The organism is Pseudomonas benzenivorans (assembly GCF_033547155.1).
GTDB lineage: Bacteria > Pseudomonadota > Gammaproteobacteria > Pseudomonadales > Pseudomonadaceae > Aquipseudomonas > Aquipseudomonas benzenivorans_B.
This window is the reverse complement of record NZ_CP137892.1, coordinates 3837635-3858973: the sequence shown is the minus strand read 5'-3', so window position 1 is coordinate 3858973 and position 21339 is coordinate 3837635. Positions and strand designations below refer to the sequence as shown.

32 protein-coding genes are annotated in these 21339 nt (G+C 59.8%); all 32 read left to right on the top strand.

Going from position 1 to position 21339, the window contains the following annotated elements:
* Nucleotides 1-24: 24 nt before the first annotated feature.
* The 32 genes from fusA to katG all read left to right on the top strand — a co-directional run bounded on the left by fusA (nt 25) and on the right by katG (nt 21272).
* On the top strand, nt 25-2136 hold the full coding sequence (gene fusA, locus SBP02_RS17965) for an elongation factor G (RefSeq protein ID WP_318643777.1): 2112 nt from the start codon (nt 25-27) through the stop codon (nt 2134-2136).
* Nucleotides 2137-2166: 30 nt separating this feature from the next.
* Entirely contained in the window at nt 2167-3360 is a 1194-nt protein-coding gene (tuf, locus tag SBP02_RS17960) for an elongation factor Tu (RefSeq protein ID WP_318643776.1), read from the top strand.
* Nucleotides 3361-3501: 141 nt separating this feature from the next.
* Complete coding sequence (rpsJ, locus tag SBP02_RS17955) at nt 3502-3813, top strand: 30S ribosomal protein S10 (protein WP_213641498.1); 312 nt, start codon at nt 3502-3504, stop codon at nt 3811-3813.
* A gap of 83 nt (nt 3814-3896) precedes the next feature.
* Nucleotides 3897-4532 (top strand): 50S ribosomal protein L3, encoded by a 636-nt coding sequence (gene rplC, locus SBP02_RS17950; protein ID WP_318643775.1) that lies wholly within the window; start codon nt 3897-3899, stop codon nt 4530-4532.
* A gap of 12 nt (nt 4533-4544) precedes the next feature.
* Nucleotides 4545-5147, top strand: coding sequence for a 50S ribosomal protein L4 (rplD, locus tag SBP02_RS17945; RefSeq protein WP_318643774.1), 603 nt, complete (start codon nt 4545-4547; stop codon nt 5145-5147).
* Nucleotides 5144-5443: a 50S ribosomal protein L23 gene (gene rplW / locus SBP02_RS17940; protein ID WP_069901955.1), complete on the top strand. Its 300-nt coding sequence runs from the start codon at nt 5144-5146 to the stop codon at nt 5441-5443. Before rplD ends, rplW begins: the two co-directional genes overlap by 4 nt.
* 14 nt (nt 5444-5457) lie before the next feature.
* Complete coding sequence (gene rplB / locus SBP02_RS17935; protein WP_318643773.1) at nt 5458-6282, top strand: 50S ribosomal protein L2; 825 nt, start codon at nt 5458-5460, stop codon at nt 6280-6282.
* Between the two features lie 16 nt (nt 6283-6298).
* On the top strand, nt 6299-6574 hold the full coding sequence (gene rpsS / locus SBP02_RS17930) for a 30S ribosomal protein S19 (RefSeq protein ID WP_090444963.1): 276 nt from the start codon (nt 6299-6301) through the stop codon (nt 6572-6574).
* 13 nt (nt 6575-6587) lie between these two features.
* The gene (gene rplV, locus SBP02_RS17925) at nt 6588-6920 is read left to right on the top strand and encodes a 50S ribosomal protein L22 (RefSeq protein WP_003103908.1); all 333 of its coding nucleotides are present in this window, start codon (nt 6588-6590) and stop codon (nt 6918-6920) included.
* Nucleotides 6921-6933: 13 nt separating this feature from the next.
* Nucleotides 6934-7620 carry a 30S ribosomal protein S3 gene (gene rpsC, locus SBP02_RS17920; RefSeq protein ID WP_318643766.1) on the top strand — a complete coding sequence of 229 codons (687 nt, stop codon included), beginning with the start codon at nt 6934-6936 and terminating at the stop codon, nt 7618-7620.
* A 12-nt stretch (nt 7621-7632) separates the two neighbouring features.
* A complete protein-coding gene (gene rplP, locus SBP02_RS17915) occupies nt 7633-8046 on the top strand; it encodes a 50S ribosomal protein L16 (protein WP_003243901.1) in 414 nt (137 codons plus the stop codon).
* Nucleotides 8046-8237 carry a 50S ribosomal protein L29 gene (gene rpmC, locus SBP02_RS17910; RefSeq protein ID WP_002555481.1) on the top strand — a complete coding sequence of 64 codons (192 nt, stop codon included), beginning with the start codon at nt 8046-8048 and terminating at the stop codon, nt 8235-8237. Before rplP ends, rpmC begins: the two co-directional genes overlap by 1 nt.
* 2 nt (nt 8238-8239) lie before the next feature.
* The gene (gene rpsQ / locus SBP02_RS17905; protein WP_031303185.1) at nt 8240-8506 is read left to right on the top strand and encodes a 30S ribosomal protein S17; all 267 of its coding nucleotides are present in this window, start codon (nt 8240-8242) and stop codon (nt 8504-8506) included.
* A gap of 23 nt (nt 8507-8529) precedes the next feature.
* Nucleotides 8530-8898 (top strand): 50S ribosomal protein L14, encoded by a 369-nt coding sequence (gene rplN, locus SBP02_RS17900; protein ID WP_003243907.1) that lies wholly within the window; start codon nt 8530-8532, stop codon nt 8896-8898.
* 11 nt (nt 8899-8909) lie between these two features.
* On the top strand, nt 8910-9224 hold the full coding sequence (rplX, locus tag SBP02_RS17895) for a 50S ribosomal protein L24 (protein ID WP_318643709.1): 315 nt from the start codon (nt 8910-8912) through the stop codon (nt 9222-9224).
* Between the two features lie 20 nt (nt 9225-9244).
* Nucleotides 9245-9784 carry a 50S ribosomal protein L5 gene (rplE, locus tag SBP02_RS17890; RefSeq protein ID WP_013789764.1) on the top strand — a complete coding sequence of 180 codons (540 nt, stop codon included), beginning with the start codon at nt 9245-9247 and terminating at the stop codon, nt 9782-9784.
* Between the two features lie 13 nt (nt 9785-9797).
* Nucleotides 9798-10103, top strand: a complete 306-nt coding sequence (gene rpsN / locus SBP02_RS17885) for a 30S ribosomal protein S14 (RefSeq protein ID WP_318643707.1) — start codon at nt 9798-9800, stop codon at nt 10101-10103.
* A 183-nt stretch (nt 10104-10286) separates the two neighbouring features.
* Nucleotides 10287-10679 (top strand): 30S ribosomal protein S8, encoded by a 393-nt coding sequence (gene rpsH / locus SBP02_RS17880; protein WP_160347652.1) that lies wholly within the window; start codon nt 10287-10289, stop codon nt 10677-10679.
* Between the two features lie 12 nt (nt 10680-10691).
* Nucleotides 10692-11225, top strand: a complete 534-nt coding sequence (gene rplF, locus SBP02_RS17875; RefSeq protein WP_318643706.1) for a 50S ribosomal protein L6 — start codon at nt 10692-10694, stop codon at nt 11223-11225.
* 9 nt (nt 11226-11234) lie between these two features.
* Nucleotides 11235-11585, top strand: a complete 351-nt coding sequence (rplR, locus tag SBP02_RS17870; protein ID WP_213641492.1) for a 50S ribosomal protein L18 — start codon at nt 11235-11237, stop codon at nt 11583-11585.
* A 3-nt stretch (nt 11586-11588) separates the two neighbouring features.
* Nucleotides 11589-12089 (top strand): 30S ribosomal protein S5, encoded by a 501-nt coding sequence (rpsE, locus tag SBP02_RS17865; RefSeq protein ID WP_255837040.1) that lies wholly within the window; start codon nt 11589-11591, stop codon nt 12087-12089.
* 2 nt (nt 12090-12091) lie between these two features.
* Complete coding sequence (gene rpmD, locus SBP02_RS17860; RefSeq protein ID WP_298118328.1) at nt 12092-12271, top strand: 50S ribosomal protein L30; 180 nt, start codon at nt 12092-12094, stop codon at nt 12269-12271.
* Nucleotides 12272-12274: 3 nt separating this feature from the next.
* Nucleotides 12275-12709 (top strand): 50S ribosomal protein L15, encoded by a 435-nt coding sequence (rplO, locus tag SBP02_RS17855; RefSeq protein WP_318643704.1) that lies wholly within the window; start codon nt 12275-12277, stop codon nt 12707-12709.
* Nucleotides 12710-14038, top strand: coding sequence for a preprotein translocase subunit SecY (gene secY / locus SBP02_RS17850; RefSeq protein ID WP_318643703.1), 1329 nt, complete (start codon nt 12710-12712; stop codon nt 14036-14038).
* 28 nt (nt 14039-14066) lie between these two features.
* Nucleotides 14067-14183 carry a 50S ribosomal protein L36 gene (rpmJ, locus tag SBP02_RS17845; protein ID WP_003281814.1) on the top strand — a complete coding sequence of 39 codons (117 nt, stop codon included), beginning with the start codon at nt 14067-14069 and terminating at the stop codon, nt 14181-14183.
* Nucleotides 14184-14316: 133 nt separating this feature from the next.
* Entirely contained in the window at nt 14317-14673 is a 357-nt protein-coding gene (gene rpsM, locus SBP02_RS17840; RefSeq protein ID WP_318643701.1) for a 30S ribosomal protein S13, read from the top strand.
* 30 nt (nt 14674-14703) lie between these two features.
* The gene (rpsK, locus tag SBP02_RS17835; protein WP_013789773.1) at nt 14704-15093 is read left to right on the top strand and encodes a 30S ribosomal protein S11; all 390 of its coding nucleotides are present in this window, start codon (nt 14704-14706) and stop codon (nt 15091-15093) included.
* Nucleotides 15094-15110: 17 nt separating this feature from the next.
* Nucleotides 15111-15731: a 30S ribosomal protein S4 gene (gene rpsD / locus SBP02_RS17830; protein ID WP_213641486.1), complete on the top strand. Its 621-nt coding sequence runs from the start codon at nt 15111-15113 to the stop codon at nt 15729-15731.
* 22 nt (nt 15732-15753) lie between these two features.
* Nucleotides 15754-16755: a DNA-directed RNA polymerase subunit alpha gene (locus SBP02_RS17825; RefSeq protein WP_213641485.1), complete on the top strand. Its 1002-nt coding sequence runs from the start codon at nt 15754-15756 to the stop codon at nt 16753-16755.
* Between the two features lie 42 nt (nt 16756-16797).
* Nucleotides 16798-17184, top strand: coding sequence for a 50S ribosomal protein L17 (gene rplQ / locus SBP02_RS17820; protein WP_318643699.1), 387 nt, complete (start codon nt 16798-16800; stop codon nt 17182-17184).
* Nucleotides 17185-17349: 165 nt separating this feature from the next.
* Nucleotides 17350-18711, top strand: coding sequence for a Na+/H+ antiporter NhaC family protein (locus tag SBP02_RS17815; protein WP_318643698.1), 1362 nt, complete (start codon nt 17350-17352; stop codon nt 18709-18711).
* A gap of 350 nt (nt 18712-19061) precedes the next feature.
* The gene (katG, locus tag SBP02_RS17810) at nt 19062-21272 is read left to right on the top strand and encodes a catalase/peroxidase HPI (protein WP_318643697.1); all 2211 of its coding nucleotides are present in this window, start codon (nt 19062-19064) and stop codon (nt 21270-21272) included.
* Nucleotides 21273-21339 lie beyond the last annotated feature (67 nt).

The following is a 21339-nucleotide window of genomic DNA, read 5'->3' as shown; positions in this document are numbered from 1 at the left end:
CAACACTAATTTTGCGAGGGCTTTATGGCTCGTACCACAGCAATTAACCGCTACCGTAACATTGGTATCTGTGCCCACGTTGACGCGGGCAAGACCACCACTACCGAGCGGATCCTGTTTTACACAGGCCTCAGCCACAAGATGGGCGAAGTGCACGACGGCGCTGCCACCACCGACTGGATGGTGCAGGAGCAGGAGCGCGGTATCACCATCACCTCCGCTGCCGTGACCACCTTCTGGCAGGGTTCCCGTGGGCAGTACGACAAGTACCGCGTCAACGTCATCGATACCCCCGGCCACGTAGACTTCACCATCGAAGTAGAGCGCTCCCTGCGCGTACTCGACGGCGCCGTCGTAGTGTTCTGTGGTACCTCCGGCGTTGAGCCGCAGTCCGAAACCGTATGGCGTCAGGCCAACAAGTACGGCGTTCCGCGTGTGGTTTACGTGAACAAGATGGACCGTGCCGGTGCCAACTTCCTGCGTGTTGTCGGTCAGATCAAGAACCGTCTGGGTCACACCCCGGTTCCGGTTCAGCTGGCCATCGGTGCAGAGGACAGCTTCGAAGGTCAGGTCGACCTGATCAAGATGAAGGCGATCTACTGGAACGAAGACGACAAGGGGACTTCCTACCGCGAGGAGGAGATTCCTGCCGAGCTCCAGGCCCTGGCCGAAGAGTGGCGCTCGAACATGGTCGAGGCTGCTGCCGAAGCCAACGAAGAGCTGATGAACAAGTACCTGGAAGGCGGCGAGCTGACCGTCGAAGAGATCAAGGCCGGTCTGCGTGCGCGCACCCTGGCTGGTGAGATCGTTCCGGCTGTTTGCGGTTCCTCGTTCAAGAACAAGGGCGTTCCTCTGGTGCTCGATGCCGTCATCGACTACCTGCCTGCGCCGACCGAGATTCCGGCTATCCAGGGTATCCACCCGGACAGCACCGACGAGAACGAGATCCAGGACGAGCGTCATGCAGACGACGCCGAGCCGTTCTCCGCTCTGGCGTTCAAGATCGCGACCGACCCCTTCGTCGGTACCCTGACCTTCGTGCGCGTCTACTCGGGCGTGCTGAGCTCCGGTGACTCGGTGATCAACTCGGTCAAGGGCAAGAAGGAGCGCGTCGGCCGTATGGTGCAGATGCACGCCAACCAGCGTGAAGAGATCAAGGAAGTGCGCGCTGGCGACATCGCGGCCCTGATCGGCATGAAGGACGTCACCACCGGTGACACCCTGTGCGACATCGAAAAGCCGATCATTCTCGAGCGCATGGACTTCCCGGAGCCGGTGATTTCCGTCGCCGTCGAGCCGAAGACCAAGGCTGACCAGGAGAAGATGGGGATCGCGCTGGGCAAGCTGGCCCAGGAAGACCCGTCGTTCCGCGTCAAGACCGACGAAGAAACCGGTCAGACCATCATCTCCGGTATGGGTGAGCTGCACCTGGACATCCTCGTTGACCGCATGAAGCGCGAGTTCAACGTCGAGGCCAACATCGGCAAGCCGCAGGTGTCCTACCGCGAGAAGATCACCAAGAGCTGCGAGATCGAAGGCAAGTTCGTTCGTCAGTCCGGTGGTCGTGGTCAGTTCGGTCATTGCTGGATCCGCTTCGCTCCGGCCGAAGAGGGGCAGGAAGGTCTGGAGTTCCACAACGAAGTCGTGGGTGGCGTGGTTCCGAAGGAATACATCCCGGCCATCCAGAAGGGTATCGAAGAGCAGATGAAGAACGGCGTCGTGGCCGGCTATCCGCTCATCGGCCTGAAGGCGACCGTGTTCGATGGTTCCTACCATGACGTCGACTCCAACGAGATGGCGTTCAAGGTGGCGGCCTCCATGGCGACCAAGCAGCTGGCCCAGAAGGGCGGCGGCGTAGTGCTTGAGCCGATCATGAAGGTGGAAGTGGTAACCCCTGAGGACTACATGGGTGACGTGATGGGTGACCTGAACCGTCGTCGTGGTCTGATCCAGGGTATGGAGGACTCGGTGTCCGGCAAGGTTATCCGTGCCGAAGTGCCGCTGGGCGAGATGTTCGGTTATGCGACCGACGTCCGTTCCATGTCCCAGGGGCGCGCAAGCTACTCCATGGAATTCTCCAAGTACTCGGAAGCTCCGGCGAACATCGTCGAAGCCCTCGTTAAAAAACAAGGCTGATTCAGCCCTTTAGGCAAGAGGTTCACTGTCGTGGCTAAAGAAAAATTTGAACGTAACAAACCGCACGTCAACGTCGGCACCATCGGTCACGTTGACCACGGTAAAACCACTCTGACCGCTGCTCTGACTCGCGTTTGCTCCGAAGTATTCGGCAGCGCCAAGGTCGACTTCGACAAGATCGACAGCGCCCCGGAAGAGAAGGCTCGTGGTATCACCATCAACACCGCGCACGTAGAGTACGATTCCAACATTCGTCACTACGCGCACGTTGACTGCCCGGGTCACGCTGACTATGTGAAGAACATGATCACCGGTGCTGCGCAGATGGACGGCGCTATCCTGGTTTGCTCCGCTGCCGACGGCCCGATGCCGCAGACTCGCGAGCACATCCTGCTGTCCCGTCAGGTAGGCGTTCCGTACATCGTCGTGTTCCTGAACAAGGCCGACATGGTTGACGACGCCGAACTGCTGGAGCTGGTCGAGATGGAAGTTCGCGACCTGCTGTCCACCTACGACTTCCCGGGCGACGACACGCCGATCATCATCGGTTCCGCGCTGATGGCGCTGAACGGCGAAGACGCCAACGAGATGGGCACCACTGCCGTCAAGAAGCTGGTCGAGACTCTGGATACCTACATCCCTGAGCCGGTTCGCGCCATCGACAAGCCGTTCCTGATGCCGATCGAAGACGTGTTCTCCATCTCCGGCCGCGGTACCGTGGTAACCGGTCGTGTCGAGCGCGGCATCGTCAAGGTCCAGGAAGAAATCGAGATCGTTGGTCTGCGTGATACCACCAAGACCACCTGCACCGGTGTCGAGATGTTCCGCAAGCTGCTCGACGAAGGTCGTGCCGGTGAGAACTGTGGCGTCCTGCTGCGCGGCACCAAGCGTGACGACGTAGAGCGTGGTCAGGTTCTGGCCAAGCCGGGCACCATCAAGCCGCACACCAAGTTCGAAGCCGAAGTGTATGTGCTGTCCAAGGAAGAAGGTGGTCGTCACACCCCGTTCTTCAAGGGCTACCGTCCGCAGTTCTACTTCCGTACCACCGACGTAACCGGTTCTTGCGAGCTGCCGGAAGGCGTTGAGATGGTAATGCCGGGCGACAACGTGAAGATGGTTGTCACCCTGATCAAGCCGATCGCCATGGAAGACGGCCTGCGTTTCGCGATTCGCGAAGGTGGCCGTACCGTTGGTGCCGGCGTGGTTGCCAAGATCGTCGAGTAATCGGTTGATCTAGAAGAAGCCCCCGCTTGCGGGGGCTTTTTTATTGGGTTGACACTCCTGGGGGGCGTCTATAGAATTGCGCCTCCTTTTAACGGGCGTATTGCGTCCGTTGGGAATAGCAGCTTGGAATCTGAGGTCAAAATGCAAAACCAACAAATCCGTATTCGGTTGAAGGCTTTTGACCATCGCCTGATCGATCAATCTACCCAGGAAATCGTGGAAACCGCGAAACGTACTGGTGCTCAGGTGCGTGGTCCGATTCCTCTGCCTACCCGCAAAGAGCGGTACACCGTACTGACTTCTCCGCACGTCAACAAAGATGCGCGGGATCAGTATGAAATTCGTACCCACAAGCGTGTTCTGGACATCGTCCAGCCGACGGATAAAACCGTCGACGCGCTGATGAAGCTCGATCTTGCGGCTGGCGTGGAAGTGCAGATCAGCCTCGGCTAAAACCCTGGGGTTTTAGTCGTGTAACGCTCTGAAATGGGCGGCCATAGCGGGTGAAAGCCCCGTACACTCATGAGGTTTACAACATGACTATTGGTGTAGTCGGTCGTAAGTGCGGCATGACCCGCATTTTCACCGAAGAAGGTGTCTCCATTCCGGTCACGGTCATCGAGATCGAGCCGAATCGCGTCACCCAGTTCAAGTCCGAGGAGTCCGATGGCTACCGTGCAGTGCAGGTCACTGTCGGCGAGCGCCGCGCCTCTCGTGTCAGCAAGGCTCAGGCCGGTCACTTCGCCAAGGCGAACGTCGCGGCGGGTCGTGGTGTTTGGGAATTCCGCCTGGAAGAGGGCGAGTACCAGGCCGGCGACCAGATCAACGCTGAAATTTTCCAAGCTGGTCAGCTGGTGGATGTCACCGGTCAGTCCAAGGGTAAAGGCTTTGCCGGTACCATCAAGCGTTGGAACTTCCGCGGCCAAGACAACACTCACGGTAACTCCGTGTCCCACCGCGTTCCGGGTTCCATTGGCCAGTGCCAGACTCCGGGTCGCGTCTTCAAGGGCAAGAAAATGTCCGGTCACATGGGTGCTGAGCGTGTGACTGTGCAGTCCCTCGAAGTTGTGCGCGTCGACGCTGAACGCAACCTGCTGCTGGTCAAGGGTGCCGTGCCTGGCGCTACTGGCGGCAACCTGGTTGTGCGTCCGGCAGCCAAGGCTCGCGGTTAAGGGGAAGCTGACATGCAATTAAATGTAAATGGCGCTCAGGCGATCGAAGTTTCCGAAGCGACCTTCGGTGGCGAGTTCAACGAGACCCTGGTTCACCAAGCAGTTGTGGCCTACATGGCTGGCGGCCGTCAGGGCAGCAAGCAGCAGAAGACCCGTTCCGACGTGTCTGGCGGCGGCAAGCGTCCATGGCGTCAGAAGGGCACCGGTCGTGCCCGTGCCGGTACCTCCCGTGGTCCGATCTGGCGTGGCGGTGGTGTGACCTTCGCGGCTCGCCCGCAGAATCACGACCAGAAGCTGAACAAGAAGATGTATCGCGCTGCGCTGCGTTCCATTCTTGCCGAGCTGGTGCGTAGCGATCGTCTGGTCGTGGTCGAGGACTTCTCTGTAGAGGCGCCGAAGACCAAGGCCTTGTTGAGCAAGCTGAACGGCATGGGTCTGAACGATGTTCTGATCGTGTCCGATGCTGTTGACCAGAATCTGTACCTGGCCGCGCGCAACCTGCCGCATGTCGATGTTCGTGACGTGCAGGGTTCCGATCCGGTCAGTCTGATCGCGTACGAAAAGGTGCTGGTCACCGTTTCTGCCGTGAAGAAATTCGAGGAGCTGCTGGGATGAACCAGGAACGCGTATTCAAAGTGCTGCTTGGCCCGCACATCTCCGAGAAGGCCACACTTCTGGCTGACAAGAAAAGTCAGTTCGTTTTCAAGGTTGCAACCGATGCAACCAAGCTGGAAATCAAGAAGGCCGTCGAAAGCCTGTTCAGCGTGAAGGTCGAGCGCGTGACTACTCAGAACGTTCTGGGTAAGAGCAAGCGCACCGCTCGCGGTCTGGGCAAGCGTAACGACTGGAAGAAGGCGATCATCTCCCTTCAGCCGGGCCAAGATCTCGATTTCGCCAGCAGTGCTGAGTAAGGAAGGGGTGCATCATGGCAATCGTTAAATGCAAACCGACTTCCGCTGGCCGCCGTTTTGTGGTCAAGGTGGTCAACCAGGAGCTGCACAAAGGCGCTCCTTACGCTCCGCTGCTCGAGAAGAAGTCGAAGTCTGGCGGTCGTAACAACAATGGCCGTATCACCACCCGTCATATCGGTGGTGGCCACAAGCAGCATTACCGTCTGGTCGACTTCCGTCGCAACGACAAAGATGGCATTCCGGCCACTGTCGAGCGCATCGAGTACGATCCGAACCGTACTGCTCACATCGCTCTGCTGAAGTACGCCGACGGCGAGCGCCGCTACATCATCGCCCCGAAGGGCGTGAGTGCCGGCGATCAGCTGGTGTCCGGTGCAATGGCGCCGATCAAGGCCGGTAACAGCCTGCAGCTGCGCAACATTCCGGTGGGTTCGACCGTTCACGGTATCGAGCTGAAGCCGGGCAAGGGCGCTCAGATCGCACGTTCCGCTGGCGCTTCGGCTCAGCTGATCGCTCGTGAAGGCGTCTATGTGACTCTGCGTCTGCGCTCCGGCGAGATGCGCAAAGTGCTGGCCGAGTGCCGCGCGACCCTGGGCGAAGTCTCGAACACCGAGCACAGCCTGCGTTCGCTGGGTAAGGCCGGTGCCAAGCGCTGGCGTGGCGTTCGCCCGACCGTTCGTGGTGTTGCCATGAACCCGGTCGACCACCCGCACGGTGGTGGTGAAGGTCGTACCTCTGGTGGTCGTCATCCGGTGTCTCCATGGGGCTTCCCGACTAAGGGCGCGAAGACTCGTGGTAACAAGCGCACCGATAACATGATCGTCCGTCGTCGCAAGTAAATAGAGGGATACGACAGTGCCACGTTCTCTGAAAAAAGGTCCTTTTATTGATCTTCACCTACTGAAGAAGATCGAAGTGGCGGTGGAGAAGAACGATCGCAAGCCGGTGAAAACCTGGTCGCGCCGTTCCATGATCCTGCCGCAGATGGTCGGTCTGACCATCGCTGTGCATAACGGTCGCCAGCATGTCCCGGTTCTCGTGAACGAAGACATGGTCGGCCACAAACTGGGCGAGTTCGCCGCTACCCGCACCTACCGTGGGCATGTGGCTGACAAGAAAGCCAAGCGTTAAGGGGTAAGGAAAGATGGAAGTAGCCGCTAAGTTGTCGGGCGCTCGAATCTCCGCCCAGAAAGCCCGCTTGGTCGCCGACCAGATCCGCGGGAAGAAGGTGGGCGAAGCGCTCAACCTGTTGGCTTTCAGCAGTAAGAAAGCCGCGGAAATCATGAAGAAGGTGCTGGAGTCGGCCGTTGCCAACGCCGAGCACAACGAAGGCGCAGACGTTGATGACCTGAAGGTCAGCACCGTGTTCGTCAACGAAGGGCGTTCGCTGAAGCGCATCATGCCGCGTGCCAAAGGCCGCGCTGATCGCATCGTCAAGCGGTCTTGCCATATCACTGTCAAGGTTGCGGACAAGTAACGGAGTCGATCAGATGGGTCAGAAAGTACATCCCACTGGCATTCGCCTGGGAATCGTCAAGGATCACACCTCCGTCTGGTACGCAGACGGTCGGACTTATGCGGACTACCTGTTCGCTGATCTGAAGGTGCGTGAGTATCTCCAAGACAAACTAAAAAGCGCGTCCGTAAGCCGTATCGACATTGCTCGCCCGGCTCAAACCGCACGCATCACCATCCACACCGCCCGTCCCGGTATCGTGATCGGCAAGAAAGGTGAAGATGTTGAGAAGCTGCGCCAGGACCTGACCAAGCAAATGGGTGTACCGGTACACATCAACATCGAAGAGATCCGCAAGCCGGAGCTCGACGCGATGCTGGTTGCCCAGAGCGTCGCCCAGCAGCTGGAGCGTCGTGTGATGTTCCGTCGCGCCATGAAGCGCGCCGTACAGAACGCCATGCGCATTGGTGCCAAGGGCATCAAGATCCAGGTAAGTGGTCGTCTCGGCGGTGCGGAAATCGCACGTACCGAGTGGTATCGCGAAGGTCGTGTGCCGCTGCACACCCTGCGTGCCGACATTGACTACAACACCTACGAAGCGCACACCACCTACGGTGTGATCGGTGTCAAGGTTTGGATCTTCAAGGGCGAGGTCATCGGTGGCCGCCAGGAAGAGCTGAAGCCGCAGGCGCCCGCTCCTCGTAAAAAAGCTGCCAAGTAAGGGGTACGCCAAATGTTGCAACCAAAGCGTACGAAGTTCCGCAAGCAGATGACCGGCCACAACCGTGGCCTGGCTCAGCGCGGTAGCAAGGTCAGCTTCGGCGAGTTCGCGCTGAAGTCTGTTGCCCGCGGTCGTCTCACCGCCCGCCAGATCGAGTCCGCTCGTCGTGCTCTGACTCGTCACGTTAAGCGTGGCGGCAAGATCTGGATTCGCGTGTTCCCGGACAAGCCGGTTACCAAGAAGCCTCTCGAAGTGCGGATGGGTAAAGGTAAGGGTGGCGTTGAATATTGGGTAGCCCAGATCCAGCCAGGCAAGGTCCTGTACGAGATCGAAGGCGTTTCCGAAGAGCTGGCGCGTGAGGCTTTCGCCCTGGCTGCTGCAAAGCTGCCGCTCGCCACCACCTTTGTTAAGCGGACGGTGATGTGATGAAAGCGAATGAGCTTCGTGAAAAATCAGCACAGCAGCTGAACGAGCAACTGCTCGGCCTGCTGCGCGACCAGTTCAATCTGCGCATGCAGAAGGCAACTGGCCAGTTGGGGCAGTCTCACCTGCTCTCGCAAGTTAAGCGCGACATCGCTCGTGTGAAAACTGTGCTCAACCAGCAGGCAGGTAAGTGATCATGGCTGAAGCCGAAAAAACAGTCCGTACGCTGACCGGCCGTGTTGTCAGCGACAAGATGGACAAGACCATCACCGTACTGATCGAGCGTCGCGTCAAGCACCCGATCTACGGCAAATACGTCAAGCGTTCGACCAAGCTGCACGCGCACGACGAGAACAATCAGTGCCACATCGGCGACAAGGTTTCCATCCGTGAAACCCGTCCGCTGGCCAAGACCAAGTCTTGGGCCCTGGTTGAAGTCCTCGAACGCGCAGTCGAAGTCTAAGGGCTAGGGGTCGGAGAAATTTTATGATTCAGACTCAATCCATGCTCGATGTGGCTGACAACAGTGGTGCACGCCGTGTCATGTGCATCAAGGTGCTGGGCGGCTCCCATCGTCGCTACGCCGGCATCGGCGACATCATCAAGGTCACCGTCAAGGAAGCAATTCCGCGCGGCAAAGTGAAGAAAGGTCAGGTCATGACCGCGGTCGTGGTTCGTACCCGTCACGGCGTTCGCCGTGCCGACGGTTCGATCATCCGCTTCGACGGCAACGCTGCTGTTCTGCTGAACAACAAGCAAGAGCCGATCGGCACCCGTATCTTCGGGCCCGTGACCCGTGAACTGCGTTCCGAGAAGTTCATGAAGATCGTCTCGCTCGCCCCTGAAGTGCTGTAAGGAGATCCGACATGCAAAAGATTCGTCGTGACGACGAGATCATCGTGATCGCCGGCAAAGACAAGGGTAAGCGCGGTAAGGTGCTGAAGGTTCTCGCTGACGACCGTCTGGTCGTTGGCGGGATCAACCTGGTCAAGCGCCATACCAAGCCGAACCCGATGTCGGGCGTTCAAGGCGGTATCGTTGAGAAGGAAGCGCCGCTGCACGCTTCTAACGTGGCCATTTTCAACAGCGAGACCAACAAGGCTGACCGCGTTGGTTTCAAGGTTGAAGACGGTAAGAAAATTCGTGTCTTCAAGTCGACCCAAAAAGCGGTTGATGCTTGAACACTGCTAGGTAGAAGACCATGGCACGACTAAAAGAGATTTATCGGAAAGAAATCGCGCCGAAGCTTAAGGAAGAACTTAAGCTCGCGAACGTGATGGAAGTTCCGCGTATCACCAAGATCACCCTGAACATGGGCCTGGGCGAAGCGATCGGCGACAAGAAAGTCATCGAGAACGCGGTAGCCGACCTGGAAAAGATCACCGGTCAGAAAGTCGTTGTGACTCATGCCCGTAAGTCGATTGCAGGCTTCAAGGTTCGTGAAGGCTGGCCGATCGGCGTCAAGGTAACCCTGCGCCGCGAGCGTATGTACGAGTTCCTGGATCGTCTGCTGTCCATCTCCCTGCCGCGCGTGCGTGACTTCCGCGGCCTGAATGCCAAGTCCTTCGACGGTCGTGGCAACTACAGCATGGGCGTGAAAGAGCAGATCATCTTCCCGGAAATCGATTACGACAAGATCGATGCGCTGCGTGGCCTGGACATCACCCTGACCACCACTGCCCGTACGGATGACGAAGGTCGCGCCCTGCTGCGTGCCTTCAAATTCCCGTTCCGCAACTGATTGGAGTTGGATCATGGCCAAAATGAGCATGAAGAACCGTGAGCTGAAGCGTCAGCAAACGGTAGCCAAGTACGCGAAGAAGCGTGCCGAGCTGAAGGCTATCATCGCCAACCCGAACTCCGCTCCGGAAGCGCGTTGGGAGGCCCAGGTAGCCCTGCAGAAGCAGCCGCGTGATGCCAGCGCCTCGCGCCTGCGCAACCGCTGCCGCGTTACCGGTCGTCCGCACGGCGTGTATCGTAAGTTCGGTCTGTCCCGTATCAAGCTGCGCGAAGCAGCCATGCGTGGCGATGTGCCGGGTCTGGTGAAAGCCAGCTGGTAAAAAGCGAAGCCGGCCTAGCGCCGGCTTTGTCTTTCTGTGAATCAGGCCCCTCTGGGGCTTGATTCATTTTTGAGCAGTCTCTAGAATGCTCGGCTCGCCTGAGCCTGGGCTGTATTCTGCCCGGAGCATTCGGTGACTCTTAGCCGAAAGGCTAATTCTTTTTGTATCAGGAGCGTCTAGCCCATGAGTATGCAGGACCCGTTAGCGGACATGCTAACTCGTATCCGTAATGCCCAGATGGCTGAAAAGTCCGTCGTAAGCATGCCGTCTTCCACGCTGAAGGTGGCTGTAGCCAAAGTTTTGAAAGACGAAGGTTATATTGCGGGTTATCAGATCAGCGGCGAAAGCAAGCCGCAGCTGTCCATCGAGCTGAAGTACTTCGAAGGCCGTCCGGTCATCGAGGAAGTGAAGCGCGTGAGCCGTCCAGGCCTTCGCCAGTACAAGTCCGTCGATGATCTGCCGAAGGTTCGTGGCGGTCTCGGCGTATCCATCGTCTCCACCAACAAGGGTGTGATGACGGATCGCGCTGCGCGCGCTGCCGGTGTCGGCGGCGAAGTGCTCTGCACTGTGTTCTAAGGGGGGATAGCCATGTCTCGCGTTGCTAAGAACCCCGTCAAGCTGCCGTCCGGTGTCGAGATCAAACTCGCCGGTCAGCAGCTTTCGGTAAAGGGTGCCAAGGGTACTCTGGAGCTGAAGGTCCACTCGTCTGTTGAAGTGATTCAGGAAGCCGATGAGCTGCGTTTTGCCGCGCGCAACGGCGACCAGCAGAATCGTGCAATGGCCGGTACCACCCGCGCCCTGGTCAACAACATGGTGATCGGTGTTAGCGCAGGCTTCGAGCGCAAGCTCCAGCTGGTCGGCGTCGGTTACAAGGCGCAAGCCAAGGGCCAGGTGCTGTCCCTGGCGCTGGGCTTCTCCCATCCGATCGACTATCAGTTGCCGGAAGGCGTGACCGCCGAAACCCCGAGCCAGACCGATATCCTGATCAAGGGTGTCGACAAGCAATTGGTTGGTCAGGTTGCCGCGGAAATTCGTGACTTCCGTCGTCCTGAACCTTACAAGGGCAAAGGTGTTCGTTACGCAGACGAAGTCGTCCGTCGTAAAGAAGCCAAGAAGAAGTAGGGCTAGCACATGACCGCCAAGAAAGAAACAAGACTGCGTCGCGCGCGCAAAGCACGCCTGAAAATGCACGAGCTCGAAGTCGTGCGTCTGTGCGTGTACCGCTCCTCGCAGCACATTTACGCCCAGGTCATTTCGGCCGACGGCAGCAAGGTTCTGGCCAGCGCCTCGACCTTGGACAAAGCACTGCGTGATGGCGCCACTGGCAACGTCGACGCGGCCACGAAAGTTGGTCAGCTGGTTGCTGAGCGTGCGAAAGCCGCTGGTGTGACTCAGGTCGCATTCGACCGTTCTGGCTTCAAGTACCACGGTCGCGTCAAGGCGCTGGCCGATGCTGCTCGTGAAGGCGGGCTGGAGTTCTAAGTTATGGCAAATAACGACCAAAAGCGCGACGAAGGCTATATCGAGAAGCTGGTACAGGTTAACCGCGTTGCCAAAACCGTTAAGGGTGGCCGTATCTTCACCTTCACCGCGTTGACCGTGGTGGGTGATGGCAAGGGTCGCGTCGGTTTCGGCCGTGGCAAGTCCCGTGAAGTGCCGGCCGCCATCCAGAAGGCGATGGAAGCCGCGCGTCGCAACATGATCCAGGTTGACCTGAACGGCACCACCCTGCAGTACGCCATGAAGGCCGCCCACGGCGCCTCCAAGGTTTACATGCAGCCGGCCTCCGAGGGTACCGGTATCATCGCCGGCGGCGCCATGCGTGCGGTGCTGGAAGTGGCGGGTGTGCAGAACGTTCTGGCCAAGTGCTACGGCTCGACCAACCAAGTGAACGTGGTGCATGCCACCTTCAAGGGTCTGAAGGCTATGCAGTCTCCGGAGTCTGTTGCGGCCAAGCGTGGCAAGAGCGTCGAGGAGATTCTCTAACCATGGCTAATACCGTAAAAGTCACGCTGATCAAGAGCGTGAACGGCCGTCTGGCCAACCACAAAGCTTGCGTCAAGGGCCTGGGCCTGCGTCGCATCAATCACACCGTTGAGGTTCTGGATACTCCGGAAAACCGCGGCATGATTAACAAGGCTTACTATCTGCTGCGCGTGGAGGGTTAATCCATGTACCTGAACGATTTGAGTCCTGCGCCGGGTTCCCGTCGCGAGAAGCACCGTCCGGGCCGTGGCATCGGTAGCGGCTTGGGCAAGACCGGTGGCCGCGGCCACAAGGGTCAGACCTCGCGCTCCGGCGGCACCATTGCTCCGGGTTTCGAAGGCGGCCAGCAGCCTCTACACCGTCGTCTGCCCAAGTTCGGCTTCGTATCCCTGAAGGCTATGGATCGCGCCGAAGTGCGTACCTCCGAGCTGAACAAGATCGAAGGCGACGTCGTTACTCTGCAGGCGCTGAAGGATGCCAACCTGATTAACCAAAACGTGCAGCGTGTGAAAGTCATGCTGTCCGGTGAGGTTACTCGCGCGGTCACCCTTAAAGGTATCGCCGCCACCAAGGGTGCGCGCGCGGCTATCGAAGCAGCTGGCGGTAAGTTCGAGGACTAAATGGCTAAGCAAGGTGCTCTCTCAGCGCTCAGCAATGGCGGGTTATCCGAGCTCTGGGCTCGACTGCGCTTTCTGTTCATGGCGATCATCGTCTACCGGATCGGCGCACACATCCCAGTTCCGGGTATCAACCCCGACCGGCTGGCGGACCTGTTTCGACAGAATGAGGGGACCATTCTTAGCCTGTTCAACATGTTTTCCGGCGGCGCGCTGGAGCGGATGAGCATCTTTGCACTGGGGATCATGCCGTATATCTCGGCCTCGATCATCATGCAGCTGATGACCGCCGTCAGCCCGCAGCTGGAGCAGTTGAAGAAGGAAGGTGAGGCTGGTCGTCGCAAGATCAGTCAATACACCCGCTACGGCACTCTCGTCCTGGCATTCGTCCAGGCCATCGGCATGTCCGTGGGGCTGGCGAGTCAGGGCGTTGCGTTCTCGGTCGATTTCGGCTTCCACTTCGTTGCGGTCACCACCTTCGTGGCGGGCGCGATGTTCATGATGTGGCTGGGCGAGCAGATCACCGAGCGCGGTGTTGGCAATGGCATCTCGATGCTGATTTTTGCCGGCATCGTGGCCGGTCTGCCGGCGGCGATCGGGCAGTCCTTCGAGTCTGCGCGTCAGGGCGATATCAACATTTTCGCGCTGATCGCCATCGGTTTGTTGGCAGTAGCGATCATCGGTTTCGTGGTGTTCATTGAGCGTGGTCAGCGTCGCATTGCGGTGCATTACGCCAAGCGTCAACAGGGTCGCAAGGTGTTTGCCGCGCAGACCAGCCACCTGCCGTTGAAGGTGAACATGGCGGGGGTCATCCCGGCTATTTTTGCCAGCAGCCTTCTGTTGTTCCCGGCCTCGCTGGGTTCCTGGTTCGGTCAGTCCGAGGGTATGGGCTGGCTGCAGGATATTTCGCAGGCTATCGCTCCTGGTCAGCCGTTGAACATTTTGCTGTTTAGTGCAGGGATCGTTTTCTTCTGCTTCTTCTATACGGCGCTGATGTTCAATCCGAAAGACGTAGCGGAAAACCTGAAGAAGTCCGGTGCCTTTATTCCGGGTATCCGTCCGGGCGAGCAGTCCGCGCGCTATATCGATGGCGTGTTGACCCGTTTGACCATGTTCGGTGCTCTGTACATGACGGCCGTATGCTTGTTGCCCCAGTTCCTGGTGGTGGCGGCCAACGTACCGTTCTACCTTGGCGGGACCTCGTTGCTGATCGTGGTGGTGGTTGTGATGGACTTTATGTCGCAAGTACAATCGCACCTCGTTTCGCACCAGTACGAATCCCTGATGAAGAAAGCCAACCTGAAGGGCTACGGCAGCGGCATGCTCCGCTGATGTGTCCATAAGGTTCGAGGAGTTGGTGATGAAAGTTCGTGCATCGGTGAAAAAGCTGTGCCGCAACTGCAAGATTATTCGTCGCGACGGCGTCGTGCGAGTGATCTGCAGCGCGGAGCCGCGTCACAAGCAGCGCCAAGGCTGAGTGTGAGTGAAGCGTGATAAGCCCGGCAGCTAGTGCGCTGCCGGGTTGATTATTTGTTTTTACAGCGTTAATATCTCGCGCCCTATTTCTTGGCTTCCGGGGCGTAGGTAGCTGTCAATTGGAGTTCCACTGAATGGCCCGTATTGCAGGCGTTAACATTCCGGATAACAAGCACACTGTTATCTCGCTGACCTACATCTATGGTGTCGGTCGCACCACCGCACAGAAGATCTGTGCAGCTACCGGGGTTAATCCGGCGGTAAAGATCAAGGATCTCTCTGACGAGCAGATCGAGCAGCTGCGTGGCGAAGTTGCCAAGGTGAACACCGAGGGTGACCTGCGCCGCGAAGTGAACATGAAAATCAAGCGCTTGATGGACCTGGGTTGCTACCGCGGCCTGCGTCATCGTCGTGGTCTGCCGGTTCGCGGTCAGCGCACCAAGACCAACGCCCGCACCCGTAAGGGCCCGCGCAAGCCGATCCGCAAGTAATCGCATTGGCGAATCGACAGGAATTTAGTCATGGCAAAACCTGCTGCTCGTACTCGTAAGAAAGTCAAAAAGACAGTGGTTGATGGCATCGCCCACATCCACGCGTCTTTCAACAACACCATCGTGACCATCACCGACCGTCAGGGCAATGCCCTGTCCTGGGCTACTTCCGGTGGTTCGGGCTTCCGTGGCTCGCGCAAGAGCACCCCGTTCGCTGCCCAGGTGGCTGCCGAGCGTGCTGGTCAAGCTGCGCTGGAGTACGGCCTGAAGAACCTCGACGTGAACGTCAAGGGTCCCGGTCCGGGTCGCGAGTCCGCTGTCCGTGCTTTGAACGGCTGCGGTTACAAGATCGCCAGCATCACCGATGTGACGCCTATCCCGCATAACGGGTGCCGTCCTTCGAAGAAGCGTCGCGTGTAATCAGGAGACAGTGAGAAATGGCTCGTTACATTGGTCCCAAATGCAAACTGTCTCGTCGTGAAGGCACCGATCTGTTCCTGAAGAGCGGCGTTCGCGCTCTGGAATCGAAGTGCAACATCGAAGCAGCCCCGGGTATTCACGGCCAGCGCCGTAGCCGTCAGTCCGACTACGGCACCCAGCTGCGCGAAAAGCAGAAAGTTCGCCGTATCTACGGCGTGCTGGAGCGTCAGTTCAGCGGTTACTACAAGCAAGCTGCCAGCCAGAAGGGCGCCACCGGCGAAAACCTGCTGCAGCTGCTGGAGTGCCGTCTGGATAACGTGGTTTACCGTATGGGCTTTGGTGCTACCCGCGCCGAATCCCGTCAGCTGGTTTCGCACAAAGCGATCAGCGTCAACGGTCAGACTGTAAACGTCCCGTCCTACCAGGTTAAAGCTGGCGACGTCGTTGCTGTTCGCGAGAAGTCGAAGAATCAGCTGCGCATTGTTCAGGCTCTTGAGCTGTGCGCCCAGCGTGGCCGCGTTGAATGGGTAGAAGTGGACACTGAGAAGAAGTCCGGCGTGTTCAAAAGCGTCCCGGCTCGCAGTGACCTCTCCGCCGACATCAACGAAAGCCTGATTGTCGAGCTCTACTCCAAGTAAGGGCTAGAAAATAGGTGCATCCATGCAGATTTCGGTAAATGAGTTCCTGACCCCCCGTCACATTGATGTGCAGGTGGTCAGTCCGACCCGCGCCAAGATCACCCTCGAGCCTCTCGAGCGTGGTTTCGGCCATACCCTGGGCAACGCGCTGCGCCGCATCCTGTTGTCCTCCATGCCTGGCTGTGCAGTAGTCGAGGCCGAGATTGACGGTGTGCTCCACGAGTACAGCGCCATCGAAGGTGTGCAGGAAGATGTCATCGAGATCCTGCTCAATCTTAAAGGCCTGGCTGTCAAGCTGCACGGTCGCGACGAAGTGACGCTGACTCTGGCGAAGAAGGGCTCGGGTGTAGTGACCGCTGCCGATATTCAGCTGGATCACGATGTCGAAATCGTCAACGGCGACCACGTAATCGCCAATCTGGCCGCCAATGGCGCGTTGAACATGAAGCTCACCGTGGCCCGTGGCCGCGGTTATGAGCCGGCCGACGCGCGCCAGAGCGACGAAGACGAGAGCCGCAGCATCGGTCGCTTGCAGCTCGACGCTTCGTTCAGCCCGGTGCGCCGTGTGTCCTACGTGGTGGAAAACGCTCGTGTCGAGCAGCGTACCAACCTGGACAAGCTGGTTATCGACCTGGAAACCAACGGTACCCTGGATCCGGAAGAGGCTATCCGTCGTGCCGCGACCATTCTGCAGCAGCAGCTGGCCGCGTTCGTCGACCTCAAGGGTGACAGTGAGCCTGTGGTAGTCGAGCAGGAAGACGAGATCGATCCGATCCTGCTGCGCCCGGTCGACGACCTGGAACTGACCGTACGTTCGGCCAACTGCCTCAAGGCAGAAAACATCTACTACATCGGCGATCTGATTCAGCGCACCGAAGTAGAGCTGTTGAAAACCCCGAACCTGGGCAAGAAATCCCTGACTGAGATCAAGGATGTTCTGGCTTCTCGCGGTCTGTCCCTCGGTATGCGCCTCGACAACTGGCCGCCGGCAAGTCTGAAGAAAGACGATAAGGCGACTGCCTGATCGTCATCATCACCGAACGTGAGTTTGGTAAGGAATTGAATCATGCGTCATCGTAAAAGTGGCCGTCACCTCAGCCGTACCAGCGCCCACCGCCAGGCCATGTTCCAGAACATGGCGGTTTCGCTGTTCGAGCACGAGCTGATCAAAACTACTCTGCCGAAAGCCAAAGAGCTGCGTCGCGTCGCCGAGCCGCTGATCACTCTGGCTAAAGTAGACAGCGTTGCCAACCGTCGTCTGGCCTTCGACCGTACCCGTTCGAAAGCCATCGTCGGCAAGCTGTTCAACGACCTGGGCAAGCGCTACGCCACCCGTCAGGGCGGCTACCTGCGCATCCTCAAGTGCGGTTTCCGTGCTGGCGACAACGCTCCGATGGCTTACGTTGAGTTGGTCGACCGTCCGGTCGCCGGCGCAGTGGAAGCAGTCGAGTAAGTTGCAGGTTGTGAGAAGAACCGGGCCTAGGCCCGGTTTTTTGTTTCTGCTGTGAATAATATTCCGCACGTCGCGTTTGATATTGTGTGCATGTGTCGGCTCGGGTAAGGTTCGTCTGTCTTCGATCCCGCCGTGACCCGGCTCTTATAAGAACAACTGCACATCATGTCCGAACCTACCGCTCTTAGTTTGCTTCCCCCCGTCGTTGTCCTGGTTCTCGCCATTTTCCTGCGTCGCCCCATTCTGGCACTGGTGCTCGGTGCGCTCAGTGGTTTGCTGCTGCTCGGCCCCCAGGCCGCCCTGGGCGGTTTTGCCGAGATCTCCCTCAAGGTCATGCAGGACGAAACCATCGGCTGGCTGATCCTAGTTTGTGGCAGCTTCGGAGCGCTGATCGCCCTCCTGGTGCGTACCGGTGGTGCGCTGGCCTTTGGTCGCGCCGCGCTGAAGCTGGCCAAGGGGCGCCGCTCCTCGTTGCTGATGACCTGCGTGCTGGGCCTGGTGATCTTCGTCGACGACTACCTCAATGCCCTCACCGTGGGCGAGACCATGAAGCGGGTCACCGACCGCTTCAAGGTCTCCCGTGAGATGCTCGCCTATGTGGTCGACTCCACCGCGGCGCCGGTCTGTGTGCTGGTTCCCCTGTCCACCTGGGCGGTGTTCTTCGGCGGCCTGTTGGAAAGCAACGGTATCGCCGAAACCGGGCGGGGCATCGGTGTCTACATGGAGGCGATCCCCTATATGTTCTATGCCTGGCTGTCGGTCCTGCTCGTGGTGCTGGTGGCCGCCGGTCTAGTGCCGGCCATAGGGCCGATGCGCAAGGCCGAGATGCTCGCCCGCCATGGTTCGGCTGGCGCCATGCATGTCGGCGAGCTGAGCGTACAGGCCGTGGAGCAGGAGCTGACACAGGCGGACAAGGAGGGCGGCAAGCTGCACAACTTCCTCGTGCCCTTGCTGTTGCTGGTCGGTTTCACCATCTACTTCGATATCGACGTGTGGATGGGCATGCTGGCGACTCTGGCCTTGGTCGTGCCCTTCTACCTGGTGCAGGGGCTGATGCCTCTGGACGAGATGCTCGAGCAGATGATGGAGGGCTTCAAGACCATGCTGCCGGCCATCGGCACGGTGATCGCGGCCTTCATCTTCAAGGATGTGTGCGACCAGTTGTTGCTGCCGCAGTATGTCGTCGAGTCGCTCAAGCCCTATATGACGGCGCAGTTGTTGCCGGCATTGGTGTTCGTGGCCATGGCGCTGCTGGCGTTCGCCACCGGCTCCTCCTGGGGCATCTTCGCCGTCACCATTCCTATCGTCATGCCGCTGGCCTATGCCCTGGATGCCAATATTCCGCTGGTGATCGGTGCCTTGCTCTCGGCTTCGGCCTTCGGCAGCCAGGCCTGCTTCTACAGCGACTCCACGGTGTTGGCTGCCCAGGGCTCGGGGTGCAACCTGATCAGCCATGCACTGACCCAATTGCCCTATACCCTGATCGCGGCGGGCCTGGCCTTTATCGGCTTCCTGCTGATCGCCTGAGGGCGTGAGGGATACCGAACGGGCCGTAAGGCCCGTTTTTTATGGGGACAATAAAAGAAATTCTCTATCGATCAATTGCTCTTAATGCATTGGTTCTGTTTATGGGCGCGGTCTAGGCTGTTTCTATCGATGGCGCAGGCCAGTCGATTCGACCCGGTAAGGAGACAGCTCGGATGAGCCAGATGGCTAGCGGGCAAGCCGTGGCGGCGATCCGATCGTCGGCTTGGCGCCGCACGACTGTCGGCTGATCGAGACGCCGGCCCGGCGCTAGGCGCCCCGGTTCATCTATCACCACCCGGCCGCGCAATCGGGGCGGGTGATTGAATCTGAATAAGGAAGGTAGAGACGATATGACGACCGAAACCAAGTGCCCGTTCTCGGGCAGCGCTCTCAAGCACAGTGCCGGCGGTGGCACCTCGAACCGACACTGGTGGCCGAACCAGCTGAATCTGCACACCCTGCACCAGCACTCGTCACTGTCCAGCCCGATGGACGAGGGCTTCAACTACGCCGAAGCATTCAAGAACCTCGACCTGGATGCGGTGGTCAAGGACCTCACCGTGCTGATGACCGACTCCCAGGACTGGTGGCCGGCGGACTGGGGCCATTACGGCGGCCTGATGATTCGCATGGCCTGGCACGCCGCCGGCACCTACAGGGTGGCGGATGGTCGTGGCGGCGCGGGCACCGGCAACCAGCGCTTCGCGCCCCTGAACAGCTGGCCGGACAATGGCAACCTCGACAAGGCCCGTCGCCTGCTGTGGCCGATCAAGCAGAAGTACGGCAACAAGCTGTCCTGGGCCGACCTGATGATCCTCGCCGGCAACGTCGCCCTGGAGTCCATGGGCTTCAAGACCTTCGGCTTCGCCGGCGGTCGTCCCGACATCTGGGCGCCGGAGGAGGACACCTACTGGGGGGCTGAGACCGAGTGGCTGGCCACCAGCGACAAGGCCAACAGCCGCTACTCCGGTGACCGCCAGCTGGACAACCCACTGGCGGCGGTGCAGATGGGCCTGATCTACGTGAACCCCGAAGGCCCGGACGGCAACCCCGACCCGGTGGCCTCGGGGCGCGACGTGCGCGAAACCTTCGCCCGCATGGCGATGAACGACGAGGAGACCGTGGCACTGGTGGCCGGCGGCCATACCTTCGGCAAGGCCCACGGTGCCGGCGATCCGGCCCTGGTCGGCGCCGAACCGGAAGGCGCGGATATCGCCGAGCAGGGCCTGGGCTGGATCAACAAGCTGGGCAGCGGCAAGGGCGCTGACACCACCACCAGCGGTATCGAGGGTGCCTGGAAGCCCAACCCGACCCAGTGGGACATGGGCTACTTCGACATGCTGTTCGGCTACGAGTGGGAGCTGACCAAGAGCCCGGCCGGCGCCCACCAGTGGACGCCGAAGAACTGCAAGGCAGAGGACCTGATCCCCGACGCCCACGATCCGTCGAAGAAGCACCCGCCGATGATGACCACCGCCGACCTGTCGCTGCGCATGGACCCGGCTTACGAGAAGATCGCCCGGCGCTTCCATCAGGACCCGCAGGCCTTCGCCGACGCCTTCGCCCGCGCCTGGTTCAAGCTGACCCATCGCGACATGGGGCCGCGCGCCCGTTACCTGGGCAAGCTGGTGCCCCAGGAAGAGCTGATCTGGCAGGACCCGATTCCGGCCCTCGACCACGCCTTGGTCGATGCGCAGGACGTGTCTGCGCTCAAGGCCGAGGTGCTCACCTCCGGCCTGTCGATCGCCGAGCTGGTGTCCACCGCCTGGGCCTCGGCCTCGACCTTCCGCGGCAGCGACAAGCGCGGCGGGGCCAACGGCGCGCGGATCCGCCTGGCGCCGCAGAAGGACTGGGCGGCCAACCAGCCGGCTCAGCTGGCCAGGGTCCTGGCGGCGCTGGAGCGCATCCAGAAGGACTTCAACGCCTCGGCCGCCGGTGGCAAGAAGATCTCCCTGGCCGACCTGATAGTGCTGGCCGGTAGCGCCGCGGTGGAGGCCGCCGCCCAGCAGGCCGGGCACCAGGTGACGGTGCCCTTCAGTCCGGGGCGCATGGACGCCACGCAGGAGCAGACCGACATCGAGGCCTTCGCGGTGCTCGAGCCCAAGGCCGACGGCTTCCGCAACTACGCGATGCCGGGGCTGGAGGGTTTCACGGCCGAGTTGCTGGTCGACAAGGCCCAGCTGCTGACCCTGACCGCGCCGGAGATGACGGTGCTGGTCGGTGGCCTGCGCGCCCTCGACGCCAATGTCGGCAAGAGCCAGCACGGCGTGTTCACCCAGCGTCCGGGAGTCCTGAGCAACGACTACTTCGTCAATCTGCTCGACATGGGCACCCAGTGGCAGCGCTCGGCGGGGGATGCGAACGTGCTCGAAGGCCGTGTCCGCAAGAGCGGTGAGTTGAAGTGGACCGGCACCGTGGTCGATCTGCTGTTCGGCTCCAACTCCCAGCTGCGAGCCCTGGCGGAGGTCTATGCCCAGGCCGATGGCCAGGAGAAGTTCGTCCGAGACTTCGTCGCGGCCTGGACCAAGGTGATGAACCTGGATCGCTTCGACCTGGTGTAACGCTGGGCGCCTCGGTAAACGCAAAAGCCCCGGTCTTCCGGGGCTTTTGCGTTCTCGGTGGCGACCG